Raw genomic sequence first — 14042 nt, 5'->3', positions numbered from 1 at the left:
ACGGCCGCTCAGGTGGTCGGCGTACGGCCGGCCGTCGACGCGACCCAGGCGGTGAGCTCCGGGCGCTTGGCCGTGCGGCCGTCGCCCGAGGAGCGACCGCGCAGGCGGCGGCCGATCCACGGCCCGGCGAACGTGGCCAGCCAGCGCACCTCCGCCGCCGCCGATCGCAGGGCGCCCGGCGCGGGCAGGGGCGGGAACGGCAGCATCCAGGTGTCGTCGCTGCCGGGCAGCCCCAGGCTGTGGGCCATGGCGGCGGCGATGCGGGCGTGGCCGGCCGGGCTGGCGTGCAGGCGGTCGACGCACCACATCCGTGTGTCGGTGACGAACTCCAGCGCGAACGTGTCGACCAGCGTGACCCCGTACCGGGCGGCGGCGTCGCGGATGCGGGCGTTGAGGTCGAGCACCCGGGGCCGGAGCGGGCGGGCCATCGGCGCGATCTTCCCGATGTCGGGGAACGTCACCGTGACCACGTGCGCGCCCGACTCGGTCAGCGCGGCGAACATGGCTTCCAGCTCGCCCACCACCAGCGCGGCGTCGAAGCCGGGGCGGATGATGTCGTTCATCCCGGCCATGACCGTGGCCAGGTCGGGACGCAGCGCCAGCGCGGCCGGCAACTGCTCGGCGCGGATCTGGGCCGCCAGCCGGCCGCGGACGGCGAGGTTGGCGTAGTGCAGCCCGGGGTCGGCGGCGGCCAGCTGCTCGGCGAGGCGGTCGGCCCAGCCGCGGTGGCCGTCGCGGTCGTCGCCGTCGCCGAGGCCCTCGGTCTGGCTGTCCCCGAGCGCGACGTAGCGCGTGTAAGCGGTCATGACATGTCCTTTCCGGCACGGGCCAGGCGCGCGCTGAGCGTCCGCGCGGTTTCCCGGCACCAGTCGCGAGTCTCGCGTTCCAGTCGGCATCCCGCCAGACAGGAAAGGTAGGGGCCCACGTGTTCGCCGTCGCGCAGGAACGCCTCCTCGTCCTGGTCGCCGCGCAGGCTCACCAGGATCTGCTCGAAGACCTCCAGCTTGGCGGCGGCCTCCCGGGCCCGGTCGTGGAGCTGCTCGATCACCGGCTCCGGGTCGAGCAGGTCGACGGCGTGCACCTTGACGGCCAGGTCGTCGCGGATGAGCAGGGGCTTGGCCGGGGTGGCGGCGAAGGCGGCCAGTTCGCCGAGCCCGGCCTCGGTGACCTTGAAGACGCGCTTGTTGGGACGGCCCCGCTGGACCACCTCCCGGCCCGCTACCAGGCCGTCGGCCTCCAGCTTGGTCAGCTCGGCGTAGAGCTGCTGCGGGGCGGCGTACCAGAAGTTGGAGACGCCGATGTCGAAGATCTTGGTGAGCTGGTAGCCGCTGTATTCACCGTTGAGCAGCGCCGCCAGGACCGCGTGTCTGAGTGCCACGGATCACTCGTACTCACGCAATTGAATACTCATGGGCATGACTATAACCCGAGGGCGGCCCGGGAGCGGGCGATCTGGTCGCGCGCGCGGGCCGACCAGACGACCTCGCTGTGCGGGCTGAGCAGGGCCTGACAGGTGGTGAAGTGGGCGAGGGCGGCGCGTTCGTCCCCCTGCCAGCGGCGGAGGTCTCCCAGGGTGTAGACGGTCAGGGCCGCCCCGATGGCGTCGCCGGCGCCCGCGCACATCTCGGCACAGTCGGCGAGCATGCGCTCGGCGCGATGGAAGTGGCCCAGTGCCGCCTCGGCCTCCGCCAGCCGGCGCAGCGCGATCCGCTCGCCGTTGGTCCATCGCAGTTCGCGGCTGAGGTCGAGGCTCGCCCGGTAGTGGCCGACGGCCTCCTCGGTCCGGCCCGTCTCGTAGCAGGCGACACCGAGCGTGCGCAGGAAGCGGGCGCTGTGGACGGCGCTCTCCCCCTCGGTGAAGGTCAGCGCCCGGCGGCAGGTCGTCGCGGCGTCGTCGTGGCGGCCCAGGTAGAGCTGGACCACGGCGACCTCGGTCCACGCGGTCAGCAGGCCGTTCGTGTCGCCGATTGCCCGGAAGTGATCGGCCGCCTTGGTGGCGGCGGTCAGCGCGGCCTCCAGGTCGTCCTCCAGGGTGCCGGCGACGCCGAGCAGGGCGTACGCGGCCGAGTGGCGGTCTCCCCCGCGTTCGCAGCGCGCCAGCAACCGGCGGAACTCTTCGGCGACCGTGTGGGCGCGCCTGCGGTCCGCCTCGGCGTCGGCGCGCACCAGCCGCAGGCGCGTCTCGGCGGAGGCGTCGCCCACCGCCTCGGCCGCCTCGATGGCCGCGTCCAGCATGGCGACGGCGTCGTCGTGGAAGCCGCGTACCACCAGGAACGGCGCCACCGCGTGGGCGAGGTCCGCCGACGCCCGCACCAGGACGGCACGGTCCGCCGGGGCTGAGGTCAGGGCGGCGTGGGCGGTGGCTGTCACCACGGCGACGAGCACGGCGCGCTCGGCCGACAGCCAGGCGGCGTCGGCGGGGGACGGCGGTGTGCGTGCCGGGGTGCCGGGAGGCGGCGGGGCGAAGGCGAGGGGGAGCTCGCGCGCGGCCTCGGTGACCAGGGCGCGCGCCTCGTCGGCGACCCGGCGCAGCGCCGCCGCCCGGCGTCCTTCGCTCTCTTCGGCGGCGAAGAGCTCGGCGGCGAAGCTCCACAGCAGGTCGTGCATGCGATAGCGGGTCTGCGCCGCCGCGTCGACGTCGCTCGCGGTGATCAGGCCGGCGGCGGCGAGCTCCTCCAGGGAGTCGTCGACGTCGCGCACGGTCGTGCCCGCCAGCGCGGCGACGGCCCACGCCGCCACGCTGTCGGCCGCGACCGCGCCGAGCAGCCGGAACGCGCGCCGGGCTGCCGGGGACAGCGTCGCGTAGCTCATCGCGAACGTGGTGCGCACGTCCAGTTGCCCCGCGTGCAGCTCGTTCAGCCGTGCCGAGGTGTCCGCGAGCCGCCTGGCGAACTCGGCCAGCGGCCAGGCGGGACGGGTGACGAGACGCGCCCCGGCGATGCGCAGCGCGAGCGGGAGCCGCCCGCAGGCGCGCAGGATCGCCTCCGCCGACTCGGGGTCGCTGTCCACCCGGTCGGCCCCGGCGACCCCGGCGAGCAGGTCGCGGGCGTCGTCGGGCGGCGGCACGTCCAGGACGAGCGCGACCGTGCCCGGCATCGTGGGCAGCGGCCCCCGGGAGGTGACGACGGCCGCCGACCCGGGCGTACCCGGGATCAGCGCCTGCACCTGGGCCGCGTCGCCCGCGTCGTCGAGCAGCACCAGGACGGCGCGGTCGGCGATCCTGGCCCGGTACATCGCCGCCTGCTCCTCCGTGGAGGCAGGCATGATGCCGGAGTCCACGCCGAGCGCCCGCAGCAGCTCCGCGAGCAGGTCCGACGGGTCGCGGGGGGACGGTGACGCCCCGCCCAGCCGGACGAACAGCTGCCCGCCGGGATACCGCTCCCGCATCAGGTGGGCGACGTGCACGGCAAGCGTGCTCTTGCCGACGCCGGGCGGGCCGGACACCGTGACGATCACCGGAGCGGCAGCGGCCTCGGCCGTGCCGCGCAGCGCCGCGGTCATCGCGCGGGTCTCGGACTCGCGGCCGACGAACCCGGCGATGTCGGCGGGAAGCAGGCAGATTCCCGCCCACGCGGGCTCGGGCAGGATGGCCGCCGGTGCGGGCGGTTCGACGGGGGCGTCGTTCAGGATCGCCGCGTGCGCGTTCCGCAACTCCTGGCCGGGTTCGACGCCCAGCTCGGCGACGAGCACCGAGCGCGCCCGCCGGTACGCCTCCAGCGCCTCGGCGCGGCGGCCGGCCCGGTGCAGCGCCACCATGAGCCGGTGCCACAGGCGTTCGTTGAGCGGGGCGGTCTCCACCAGCGGGGTCAGCTCGCCGACGAGTTCGTCGTGCAGGCCGAGCCGCAGGCGCACGTCGATCCAGCCCAGCCGGGCGCTCTCCCGCCGCTCCTCCAGTTCGGTGATGCGGGCGCTCATCTCGCCGGTCAGCGGCACGTCCTCGGCGGGCCGGCCGCGCCACAGCGGCAGCGCCCGGCCGAACAGGCGGTGGGCCCTGGCCAGTTCGCCACGCGCCGATTCCAGGCGGGCCTGCCGTACGTCCTCGTCGAAGGCGAGCAGGTCGAGCCGGTCGGGACACAGGCGCAGGCGGTAGCCCTGTTCCCGGGTCTCCACGTCGATCGCGGCCTTGCGGAGCACGGAGACGTAGTTCTGCAGGTTGGCCAGGGCGGATCGGGGCGGGTCGTCCCAGACGGAGGCGATCAGCCGGTCGCTGGAGACGACGGTGTTCGGGTGGAGCAGGAAGACGCTGAGCACCGCGCGCGGCTTGCCCACCAGTCGCACCGGTCTTCCCGCTTCGGCGATCCGGACCGGGCCGAGGATCGCGAAGTCCACTTCCGCCTCCCGAGCAATCCCGACGGGGGACCTTTTATAGCGACGATATGGGCATCTTATGGGCGCGAATAGGACCTTGATCGAGGACATCGGAAGGAGGTGGCTCCATGAAGATCGAGGTTCGCAAGGTCGAGGCCGTCAAGGCGACCCAGTTCGTGACCTGAGGCGGCATCGGGGGACGGTCCGGCCGTCCCCCGGTCTTCCCTCAAGAGCCCGACGAGCGTCCGGAGTGGCGATGCGAGTGATGTTGAAGGAATGCGCCTGGGAGTCCCTCGGCGAGGAGCTCATCGTGGTCCACGACCCGCGCGAGGCGTTCACGCTGGCAGACCCGGAGGGCCGGATCGCGGCGCTCCTGGACGAGCTCGCCGGCGGGCCCGCGACGGCGGAGGAGCTGAGCGCCGCGCTGGCCGCGCGGGGGATCGCCGTGACGGCCGAGGACGTCCGGGACGGGCTGGCCGGCCTCGACTCCCTCGGCCTGGTCGAGGACGCCGCCGAACGGTGGCTGGGCGAGCCCGGCGCCGACGAGCGCCATTTCTCCAATCTGACCTTCTTCGGGGCCTTCGCCCGCCTGCACACCTCGCGCGCGGAGTTCGTCCGGCGGCTGCGTGACTCGCACGTCCTCGTGCTCGGCGCCGGCGGAGGCGGCTCCTCGCTCGTGCAGTGCCTGGCCGGGCTCGCCGGCGGCGCGCTGACGCTGGTCGACCGCGACGACATCGCGCCGCGCAACTTCGCCCGCCAGTTCCTGTACCGGCACGCCGACGTCGGCCGGTCGAAGGTGGACCGCGCCGCCGAATGGGTGCGCGAGTACGACCCGGGCATCGAGGTCCGCGCCGTCGACCGGTGGATCTCCGGGCCCGAGGACCTGAAGGACCTGACCGAGGGCGTGCACGTGGTGGCCGGCGGCCTGGACGGCGCGCCGGACGCCAACCTGTGGGTGAACGAGGCGGCGCTGCGCGCGGGCGTCCCCCTGGTCGCCGGCGGGATGACCCGTACGCAGCTCGTCTACTTCTCCGTCGACCCGGGCCGGAGCGCCTGCCTGCGCTGCGACGAGTCGGACCTGCCCGGGGCCGGCGAACGCACCTCGGCGGGGGTGGCCCACCGGCTCACCCGGGGCCTCCAGCTCGCCAACGGGCTCACCGGGCCGATGGCCATGCAGGTCGGGTCGCTGGTCGCGTACGAGGTCATGCGGTATCTGACCGGCATCGAGCCGCCGCGCGCGGCCGGGTGCCGGATCGTCGTCGACCTGCGTGACGGGCTCGTCCCCAGCCGGGAGCCGTTCCCCCGCGATCCGGACTGCCCGGCGTGCGCCCTGGCCCGGCGGTGACGGGATGGGCGGCACCGTCGTTCCGCTGCGGCCGCTGACGCTGGTCGAGGAGGGGGACGAGGTCCTGGTCGGCGATCCTGGCACCGGCACGTTCGTGTCCATGCCGGCCGTGGGCGGGGTGATCGTATCGGCGCTGCTGCGCGGCGCGACCGTCGAGGAGGCCGCGGTCGAGGCCGAGGCGTTCGCCGGGGAGCCCGTCGACCTGCCGGCGTTCGTGGCGACGCTCGCCGAGCTCGGCTTCGTGGACGACAGGCCCGGCGAGGAACGCCCGGCCGTGCGGACCGCGCCCATCCAGATGCGGCGCTGGATGGCCGGGGTGAGCCGGCGGGTGGCCCGCCCCTTCTTCGGCCCGGTGGCCTGGAGCGTCTACGGCGCGCTCGCGCTGTTCTGCCTGGCCGTGTTCGTCGCCGCGCCGTCGCTGTTCCCGAGCCCGGCACGGGACGCGTTCCTGCTGGACGACATCGGGCTGAGCGCTCTGCTGCTCATGCCGTTCGTCATGGTGTCGACGGCTCTGCACGAGTGCGGGCACTGGCTGGCCGCGCGGGCGATCGGCGTCACGTCCCGGTTCGGGGTGGATCGGCGGATCATGCTGCTCGTCTTCGAGACCGACCTCACGCAGGTGTGGACGGTGCCGCGCCGGCAGCGGTACGGGCCGCTGCTGGGCGGCATGGCGGTGGACGTGGTGCTGCTCAGCCTGCTGCTGGGCGCCCGACTGCTGATCCACGAAGGGCTGTGGTCGCCGCCCGCGCCGGTGGACGCGACGCTGGCCGTGTGGGTGTTCGTGAAGCTGGCCGGGCTGCTGTGGCAGTGCATGATCTTCCTGCGTACCGATGTGTACGCGGTGCTGGTCAACGCGCTGGGCTGCCGGGATCTGTGGCGGGTCAAGACGCTGCTGCTGCGGCGCGCGTTCGGCCGCCTCACCCGGGAGGAGGCCGCCGAACTCGCCGGGGCCGCCCCGGCCGACCTGCGGGCCGGGCGCTGGTTCCGGTGGGTGTGGCTGGCCGGGTTCGCCGGGGTGCTGGGCTGGTTCGTCGTGTTCGTGGTCCCCGTGGCGGTGACCGTGCTGCTGTGGGCGGCCGGCGGGCTGCTGCTCGGGCCGTTCAGCCTCCGGTTCTGGTACGCCCTGCTGTGCACGGCGCTGCTGCTCGGGCCGCAGGTCCTGGCCGTCTCGCTGGCCGTCAGGGAGCGGCTGGCGGCCAGAGCCGGTACGTCCGGCTGATCGCGACCGCTTCTCCTCCACGGTCGGGAACGGTATGGTCCCGGGCGGCGGTTTCCACAGGACAGGGGGTGCCGGGATGGGGTTCGCGGTGCTGGCCGTGCACGCGCATCCGGACGACGAGGCGATCTGGACCGGCGGGACGCTGGCCAAGTACGCCGCCGAGGGAGCCGCGACGGCCGTTGTGACGTGCACCTGGGCGGCGGGCACGGTGCGCGCCGGCGAACTGGAGCGGTCGCTGGAGATCCTCGGCGCGGGCGAGCCGCGGCTGCTCGGCTACGCCGACGCCGGCAAGGCCGAGTCCGCGCCCGGCGCGCCGCGTTTCGTGGACGTGCCGCTCGACGAGGCCGTCGGCCGGGTGGTGGCGCACATCAGGGAGTTCCGGCCGGACGTGGTGCTCACCTATGACGGGTACGGGTCCTACGGGCATCCTGATCACGTGCACGCCCACCGGGTGACCTTGGCCGCGGTCGAGGCGGCCGGCTACGACCAGCTCTTCCCGGAGGCGGGTGAGCCGTGGCGGCCGCGCGGGCTCTACCTGGCGACCGTCCCGAGGTCCGTGGTGGCGGCGCAGTGGGAGGCGGTGTTCGGCACGCCGCCGGAGCCCGGCCAGGTGCTCCCGGGCGTCCCGGACGAGGACGTCTCCACGCGGCTCGACGTGGGCCGGTGGGCCGGGCGGAAGTGGGCGGCCATGCACGCGCACGAGTCGGAGGTCGGGCGGGGCGCGTCGATGACGCTGCTCACCTCGCTCCCCGAGCAGGCCCGCGCCCAGATGCTGGCGAACGAGTGGTACCGCCTGGCGAGCGGGCAGCCCGGCGCCCTGTCATAGCGACGCCATCACCCGCCGCATGTCGGCGACCGCCCTTACGGTGCCCCGTACCGTGCCCGTGACCTTGGAGCGCCCTTCCCGCCTCAGGTAGCCGACCTCGACCTCGGACAGGCGCCAGCCCGCCGCGGCGGCCCGCAGCACCGTCTCCAGCGGATAGCCGAACCGGCGGTCGGTGACGCCCAGGCCCAGCAGGGCGGGGGGGGGGGCGGCGCGCATCGGGCCGAGGTCGCGCAGCGGGAAGCCGGTGCGCCGGCGCAGGATCGCGGCCAGGGCGACGTTGCCGAGCCGGGCGTGCCACGGCCAGGCCCCGCCTTCCCGGGGGACGCGGCGGCCCAGCACCAGATGGTCGCGCCCGGCCTCCAGCGCGGAGACGACCGAGGGCAGCTGGCGCGGGTCGAGGGAGGCGTCGGCGTCCATGAAGCAGACGATCTCGGCGGTCGCGGCCAGCAGCCCGGCGTGGCATGCTGCGCCGAACCCGCGCCGGGGCTCGCTCACCACCCGGGCGCCGAGGGAGCGGGCGATCGAGGCGGACCGGTCGGTGGAGCCGTTGTCGACCACGACAGGCGTGTAGCCGGCGGGCATGCGGCCGAGCACCCAGGGCAGCGCGGCCTCCTCGTCCAGGCAGGGCAGGACGACGTCGACGGTCATGACCACGCGAACTCCTTCATCCCGGCGGCGAACCCGATCTCGGGGTGGAAGCCCAGCTCGGCCCGGGCGCGGTCGGGGGCGGCGACGATGTGCCGGACGTCGCCGAGCCGGTGCTCGCCCGTGACGACCGGCGGCGGGCCGCCGCGTTCGGCGGCCAGCGCCGCCGCCATCTCGCCGACCGTGCGCGGGCTGCCGCTGGCGATGTTGTAGGGGGTCAGCGTGCCGGGCCTGGGCGGGGCGAGCGCGGCGAGCAGGTTGGCGCGGGCGACGTCGCGTACGTGGACGAAGTCCCGCATCTGGCGGCCGTCCTCGAACACCCTGGGCGGCCGGCCCGCCTCCAGTTCGGAACGGAAGATCGCGGCGACGCCCGCGTACGGGGTGTCGCGCGGCATCCCCGGCCCGTAGACGTTGTGGTAGCGCAACGCCAGCACGCTGCCGCCGGTCTCCCTGGCCCAGTTCGCCGACAGGTGCTCCTGGGCGAGCTTGCTGGTGGCGTAGGCGTTGCGCGGGTCGGGCGGCGCGTCCTCGCCGACGGCCGCGCGGCGCAGGGGCGCGCCGCACACCGGGCAGGGCGGCTCGAACGCACCGCGCGCCAGGTCGGCGGGCACCCGGGGGCCCGGTCTGACGCGGCCGTGGCCGGCGCAGTCGTAGGCGCCCTCGCCGTACACGACCATCGACGACGCCAGCACCAGCCGCCGCGGCCCGTGCCGCGCCATGGCGGCGAGCAGCACCGCCGTGCCGTATGCGTTGACGGAGACGTAGTCGGGCAGGTCGGCGACGTCCACGCCGAGTCCGACCTTGGCCGCCTGGTGCACCACGAGGTCGATCCCGGGCAGCAGCCGGTCGAGGGCCGCCGGGTCGCGCACGTCGGCGCCGGTGCGCAGGTCGAGCCCGCGCACCTGGTGCCCCGCCTCCTCGAACGCCGCCACCACCTGAGCGCCGATGAACCCGGCCGAGCCGGTGACCAACACCTTCACCGGGCCGACGCTAACCGGCGCCCGCGACGGGCTGAAGGGCGTGCGCGATGACGTTCGCAGGCCGTAAGGAATCGGCGGGGGCGCGTGGGCCACCCTTCCAAGGGTGCGTGTCATGGTGATTCCCGCGGCGCTGGTCACGGTACTCGTCGCGGTGCTGGTCAGGGCGATGCTCGGGCCGCCCGCGACGCTGGCCTGGCAGCTGGTGGCGTGGGCGCTGTTCGCGGCGGCGGTGTGGGCGGCGCGGCGGGTGCCGGGGCGGCCGCTGACGGCGCTGGTGGTGGCCGGGGGGATCGCGGTGACCGCCACCGGGCTCGCGGCTCCGCCCAGCACGAGCTCCGATTCCTACCGCTACGCGTGGGACGGGCGGGTGCAGGCGGCGGGCATCTCGCCGTACGACCACGCGCCCGCCGATCCGGCGCTGGCGCCGCTGCGGGACGCGTGGCTGTTCCCCGGCGGCCATACCCGGATCAACCGGCCGACGGTGCACACGATCTATCCGCCGGTGGCGCAGGTGTACTTCCTGGCCGTCCACCGGGTCTCGCCGGAGGGGTCCAGGCACAAGGTGCTGCAGCTCGGCGGGGCCGTGCTCGCGGTGCTGACGCTGCTCCTGCTGTGCCGGTTCGCGGGGGCGCGCCGGGCGGCGTACTGGGCGTGGTGCCCGGCCGTGCCCGTCGAGGCGGTGAACAACGCGCACGTCGACATGCTGGGCGTGCTGCTGGTGGTGCTCGCGTTCTGCGTGGTGAGGGGGCGGGGCGCGCTGCTCGGGGCGGCGGTCGCGGCCAAGCTGCTGCCCGCGGTCACGCTGCCCGGCGCACTGTCCGGGGTGCTGCGCGACGGGGTGGACGTGCGGCGGGTCCTGCGGATCGTGGTGCCCGCCGGGCTGGTCGCCGGCCTGGCGTACCTGCCGTACGTGCTCGCCTCCCGGGGGTCCGTGGTGGGCTATCTGTTCGGATACGTGGCGGAGGAAGGGTACGAGACGCCCGCGGCGCGGGACAGGTACGCGCTGCTGAAGCTGGTCCTGCCGGACGCGTGGGCGCCCTTCGCGGCGATCGCCGCGCTCGCCCTGGTCGTGCTGTACGTGCTCCGCCACGGGGACGAGCGGCGGCCGTGGAGCGGCGCCCTCGTGGTGACCGGGGCGCTGTTCCTGCTGTTCACCCCCGGCTACTCCTGGTACGCGCTGCTGCTGGTGGCACTGGTCGCGCTGGACGGGCGGTGGGAGTGGCTCGGCGTGGCGGCGGCCGGGGCGGTCGCGTATCTCGCCGGTCCGGCCACGCTCGCGTACGGGGTGGCGGCCCTGGCGGCCGGGGCCGGGTGGCTGGCTCGCCGGTCGTCCGCATCTCGTAAGGATTGGGAGCGCCCGGCGACCGTACCGTCGTCCCATGGCGCAGATCGTGATCATCGCTAAGGAGCCGGTGGCGGGGCGGGTGAAGACCCGGCTGACGCCGCCGTTCAGCCCCGGCCAGGCGGCGGCGCTCGCCGAGGCGGCGCTGGCCGACAGCCTGCGGGCGGTGGCCGCCACACCCGCCGCGCAGCGGGTGCTCGCCCTCGACGGGCTGCCCGGGCGGTGGCTGCCCGCCGGGTTCGTGGTGATCCCGCAGCGTGGCGCCGGGCTGGACGAGCGGCTGGCGGCGGCCTTCTCCGACGCCTACCGGCTGCTGCCGGAGCCGGTGGTGCTGATCGGCATGGACACGCCGCAGGTGACGCCGGAGCTGCTCGGCGTGGCCGCCGGGGCGCTGGACGACGACGACGCGGTGTTCGGCCCGGCCGCCGACGGCGGGTTCTGGCTGCTCGGGCTCCGGGCGCCCGATCCGGCGCTGCTGCTGGGGGTGCCGATGTCGCATCCGGAGACCGGCAAGGTCCAGCTCGACCGGCTGGAGCGGGCCGGGCTGGCCGTGCGCGTCCTGCCCGAGCTGGTCGACGTCGACACGGCCGCCGACGCCGCCGCCGTGGCCGGGCTGGCGCCCGGGTCGCTGTTCGCCGCCGCGCTGCGGGAGGCCGCCCGGTGATGGGGCAGATCTACGCCGACGCGCTCGGCGGGGCGAGCGCCGAGATCGAGTACGTGGACGGCACCCGCGTCGTGCTGGAGGCCGCCCGCTGGTTCGAGCCGATCGACGGCGACGAGGCGATCCTGGCCCGGTGCGCGGAGCCGACGCTCGACATCGGCTCCGGGCCGGGCCGGCTGACCGCGGCGCTGGCCCGGCGCGGCGTGCACGCGCTGGGCATCGACATCACGCCGCACGCGGTCGCGCTGACCCGCCGGGCGGGCGGGTTCGCGCTGCTGCGGGACGTGTTCGACGAGGTGCCCGGCAGCGGCCGGTGGGCGACGGCGCTGCTGGCCGACGGCAACATCGGCATCGGCGGCGACCCCGGCGCGCTGCTGCGCCGGGTCAGGCAGCTCGTCCGGCCGGGCGGCACGGTCGTTGCCGAGGTCGAGCCGCCCGGCGTCAGGAGCCGGGTGGACCGGGTCCGGTTGCGCCGGGGCGCGGCGGTCGGCGAGTGGTTCGGCTGGGCGGTGGTGTCGGCGGCGGACATCGAGCGGGTGGCGCTCTCCAGCGGGTTCACCAGTGCCGGCTGCGGTCCGGAGCGGGGCCGCTGGCTGGCCGTGCTGCGAGCCGCAGGGTGACGGTCTCCGACGCGCCGCCCCGGGTGGCGAGCCGGCCGAAGGTGAGCACGGCCCGCGCCCCCGTGGTGGCTCGGACCAGCAGCGGATCGGCGCGGAGCACCCGGGAGACCGGCCGGTCCCAGTTCACGGTCAGCTCGTCGAGGTCGCGCCGGGGGTCCGACACGCTCACGGTGGCGGTGCCGTCGTCCCGCTCCCTGACCAGGACGGCGCAGGGCGCGGAGGCGGTGAGCGGCCCGGCCGTGCCCGCCGTCCAGAAGTTGACCGCGGTGAGCCCCAGCGACGGCACGCGCACGCCCTGCACGCGGGCGGTGTTGGCGAGCAGCCGCGCCCACCCGCGATCGGCCGCCCGTTCGCGGGTGGCGGCCTCGGAGGCGTTCGGCAGCAGCGTGTAGGCGTACCCGGCGCCGAAGGGGTTGAGCCCGTGGTCGAGCCAGAGGACGACGTGCCCGCCGGCCCGCCGGGTGCGCACGCCGGACACCACGTAGCCGCCGTGGCCGTCCAGGTGCGCCCAGCCGTCGCCGGTGGTGAGCCGCGCGCCGCTGCGCCGGTTGTCCACGACGGTCTCCACCACCGCCCCGTCGAAGCAGGTGATCCCCGCCCCCAGGCAGAGCACGGCGTCGTCCAGGAAGAACCACGACTTGAACGCGTCGAGCGTGCTCTCCAGCCCGCGCAGATGCTGCCCGACGGTGGCGTACGTGCCGTCGGTGGCGCCGCCGACCCACCGCACCGGCGGGCACGGCTCGCCCCACGCCCCGCCCCCGGCCTCGGGCAGCCGCCGGGCCGAGACCGTCGTGCCCGGCAGCCGGTAGGGGTCGACGTCTCGCCAGAACGTGCCCGCGTACTGGTCCCGGTGCCCCTCGCCCCACCAGTGGAGCATCCCGGAGCCGGTGTGCCAGCCGCGTACGTTCTCGCCGTTGCCGTGCTCGTAGTGCGCGATCCGGTGCGACGCCATGCTGAGGGCCGCGCACCAGCCGGGCCTGCGGTGCACGGCGCGGGCGCTCATCGGCAGCAGCCGGTGCCCGACCGGCTCCGCCGCCGCCGCGACCGCGCCGTCGTCCACCACGCGGCCGATCCGGGCGTCGTCCAGCAGGTACGGATTGCGTACCGCCCAGCCCTTGACCATGGCCTGCCAGCGGGACCGTTCGCCCGGACCGGCCGACTCGGCCAGCAGCAGGATCGCCGAGGCGAGCCGCAGCCCGCGGGCGTGGCCGCCGTCCGGGCCCCGGGTGACGCCGCGCCCGCCGACCAGCGCCATGCACACGCCGTCGTGCACGAACGGCGCGAACGACCGCTCCACGCTGTCGAACACGATCCGCCTGCCCGGGTCGGTGATCTCCCAGGGCGAGCCGCGCAGCACCGCGAGCAGCGTCGCCAGCCCCTCTAGCATGACCGTCCCGTACCCGCCCTGGTAGGGGACGGTGGTGTGCTGGATGAACGAGCCGTCGCGGTAGAGCCCGTCGCCTTCGCTCACGTACCGGAAGACGGGGGAGAGCGCCCGGGTGGCGAGCCGGGCCTTGGCGGGGTCGGCGGTGAGGATCGCGCGCAGGAGCGTCACCGTGCACAGGTCCACGCGGTTGGCGCCGGTGCTGGTGCCGCTGTAGTCGGCGAGGCGGCTTTCCGGGACGAAGTGGTCCACGGCCTCGGCCAGCCCGTCGTCCCGCGCGCCGATGAGGAGCGCGGCGTCGAGCAGCTTGGCCGGGGCGCCGATCTCCCAGTCCCACCAGTTGCCCACGGGGTCGGCGCCCGCCGTGTAGACGTGGCGGCGGTAGTGGTCGAGGCCGGTAGCGACGGCGGCGGCCACGCCGGCGTCGCCGGTGAGTGCGTGCGCGCGGGCCATGGCCAGGAGGCGGGCCGGGGTCGCCTTGAGCGAGGGATAGGGCAGGCCGGGCCAGAGGTGCCCGGCGGCGGGGGCCATCGTGCGGGCGTGCCCGGCGGCCGCGCCGGGGGTCCGGCCGTCCAGGGTCACCTCGCGCCAGTGGCGGCGCAGCGGCTCGAAGGGGTCGCCCGGGGGGATCAGCGCTCCGGCGGCGGCGAGCTGGAGGAACGACCGTCTGGATAATTCCGGCACGATCACATTGTCGGACTGATCGCCGCCT

At 75.3% G+C, this 14042-nt stretch carries 12 protein-coding genes; 6 read left to right on the top strand and 6 right to left on the bottom strand.

What is annotated here, in order from left to right; all coding sequences use genetic code 11:
• Window positions 1–8: 8 nt before the first annotated feature.
• The 3 genes from ADY59_RS18740 to ADY59_RS18730 are packed head-to-tail and all read right to left on the bottom strand — an operon-like array spanning window position 9 to window position 4329.
• Window positions 9–806 (bottom strand): SGNH/GDSL hydrolase family protein, encoded by a 798-nt coding sequence (locus tag ADY59_RS18740; RefSeq protein ID WP_049563818.1) that lies wholly within the window; start codon window positions 804–806, stop codon window positions 9–11.
• Complete coding sequence (locus ADY59_RS18735; RefSeq protein ID WP_049563817.1) at window positions 803–1378, bottom strand: PadR family transcriptional regulator; 576 nt, start codon at window positions 1376–1378, stop codon at window positions 803–805. Before ADY59_RS18735 ends, ADY59_RS18740 begins: the two co-directional genes overlap by 4 nt.
• 41 nt (window positions 1379–1419) lie before the next feature.
• On the bottom strand, window positions 1420–4329 hold the full coding sequence (locus ADY59_RS18730) for an AfsR/SARP family transcriptional regulator (protein ID WP_049563815.1): 2910 nt from the start codon (window positions 4327–4329) through the stop codon (window positions 1420–1422).
• Window positions 4330–4564: 235 nt separating this feature from the next.
• Here ADY59_RS18730 and ADY59_RS18725 point away from each other — a divergent pair, with 235 nt between their 5' ends.
• The 3 genes from ADY59_RS18725 (at window position 4565) to ADY59_RS18715 (ending at window position 7698) form a co-directional block, all read left to right on the top strand.
• Window positions 4565–5653, top strand: coding sequence for a HesA/MoeB/ThiF family protein (locus ADY59_RS18725; protein WP_049563888.1), 1089 nt, complete (start codon window positions 4565–4567; stop codon window positions 5651–5653).
• A gap of 4 nt (window positions 5654–5657) precedes the next feature.
• A complete protein-coding gene (locus tag ADY59_RS18720) occupies window positions 5658–6872 on the top strand; it encodes a hypothetical protein (RefSeq protein WP_049563814.1) in 1215 nt (404 codons plus the stop codon).
• Between the two features lie 76 nt (window positions 6873–6948).
• Window positions 6949–7698, top strand: a complete 750-nt coding sequence (locus tag ADY59_RS18715) for a PIG-L family deacetylase (RefSeq protein ID WP_049563812.1) — start codon at window positions 6949–6951, stop codon at window positions 7696–7698.
• Here the strand turns inward: ADY59_RS18715 and ADY59_RS18710 are convergent.
• Together ADY59_RS18710 and ADY59_RS18705 are read right to left on the bottom strand one after the other, a co-directional pair.
• Entirely contained in the window at window positions 7693–8346 is a 654-nt protein-coding gene (locus tag ADY59_RS18710) for a glycosyltransferase family 2 protein (RefSeq protein ID WP_049563884.1), read from the bottom strand. The genes ADY59_RS18715 and ADY59_RS18710 overlap by 6 nt on opposite strands.
• Window positions 8343–9323, bottom strand: coding sequence for an NAD-dependent epimerase/dehydratase family protein (locus ADY59_RS18705; RefSeq protein WP_049563811.1), 981 nt, complete (start codon window positions 9321–9323; stop codon window positions 8343–8345). Before ADY59_RS18705 ends, ADY59_RS18710 begins: the two co-directional genes overlap by 4 nt.
• A 112-nt stretch (window positions 9324–9435) precedes the next feature.
• Between ADY59_RS18705 and ADY59_RS18700 the strand changes: the two genes are divergently transcribed.
• Genes ADY59_RS18700 through ADY59_RS18690 form a run of 3 tightly spaced genes read left to right on the top strand, consistent with a single transcriptional unit; the run spans window position 9436 to window position 11946 of the window.
• On the top strand, window positions 9436–10728 hold the full coding sequence (locus ADY59_RS18700) for a glycosyltransferase 87 family protein (RefSeq protein ID WP_082310209.1): 1293 nt from the start codon (window positions 9436–9438) through the stop codon (window positions 10726–10728).
• Window positions 10703–11329, top strand: a complete 627-nt coding sequence (locus ADY59_RS18695; RefSeq protein ID WP_049563809.1) for a TIGR04282 family arsenosugar biosynthesis glycosyltransferase — start codon at window positions 10703–10705, stop codon at window positions 11327–11329. The genes ADY59_RS18700 and ADY59_RS18695 overlap by 26 nt, the downstream gene beginning before the upstream one ends.
• Window positions 11329–11946 carry a class I SAM-dependent methyltransferase gene (locus tag ADY59_RS18690; protein WP_063780702.1) on the top strand — a complete coding sequence of 206 codons (618 nt, stop codon included), beginning with the start codon at window positions 11329–11331 and terminating at the stop codon, window positions 11944–11946. Before ADY59_RS18695 ends, ADY59_RS18690 begins: the two co-directional genes overlap by 1 nt.
• On the opposite strand, the gene ADY59_RS18685 is transcribed toward ADY59_RS18690, so the two are convergent.
• Entirely contained in the window at window positions 11882–14014 is a 2133-nt protein-coding gene (locus tag ADY59_RS18685; RefSeq protein WP_049563882.1) for a polysaccharide lyase 8 family protein, read from the bottom strand. The two genes, ADY59_RS18690 and ADY59_RS18685, sit on opposite strands and share 65 nt — an antisense overlap.
• Window positions 14015–14042: the final 28 nt, after the last annotated feature.

The sequence above is a fragment of the Nonomuraea sp. SBT364 genome (assembly GCF_001083785.1).
Lineage (GTDB): Bacteria > Actinomycetota > Actinomycetes > Streptosporangiales > Streptosporangiaceae > Nonomuraea.
Note: the sequence above shows the minus strand (reverse complement) of the source record. Positions and strands in the feature narration are given on the sequence as shown.

Excerpts from the sequence above, each read along its gene's own strand:
- ADY59_RS18710 (WP_049563884.1), bottom strand. The coding sequence starts at position 8,346 with ATGACCGTCGACGTCGTCCTGCCCTGCCTGGACGAGGAGGCCGCGCTG.
- ADY59_RS18740 (WP_049563818.1), bottom strand. The coding sequence starts at position 806 with ATGACCGCTTACACGCGCTACGTCGCGCTCGGGGACAGCCAGACCGAG.
- ADY59_RS18690 (WP_063780702.1), top strand. The coding sequence starts at position 11,329 with ATGGGGCAGATCTACGCCGACGCGCTCGGCGGGGCGAGCGCCGAGATC.
- ADY59_RS18720 (WP_049563814.1), top strand. The coding sequence starts at position 5,658 with ATGGGCGGCACCGTCGTTCCGCTGCGGCCGCTGACGCTGGTCGAGGAG.
- ADY59_RS18725 (WP_049563888.1), top strand. The coding sequence starts at position 4,565 with ATGCGAGTGATGTTGAAGGAATGCGCCTGGGAGTCCCTCGGCGAGGAG.
- ADY59_RS18695 (WP_049563809.1), top strand. The coding sequence starts at position 10,703 with ATGGCGCAGATCGTGATCATCGCTAAGGAGCCGGTGGCGGGGCGGGTG.
- ADY59_RS18715 (WP_049563812.1), top strand. The coding sequence starts at position 6,949 with ATGGGGTTCGCGGTGCTGGCCGTGCACGCGCATCCGGACGACGAGGCG.
- ADY59_RS18700 (WP_082310209.1), top strand. The coding sequence starts at position 9,436 with ATGGTGATTCCCGCGGCGCTGGTCACGGTACTCGTCGCGGTGCTGGTC.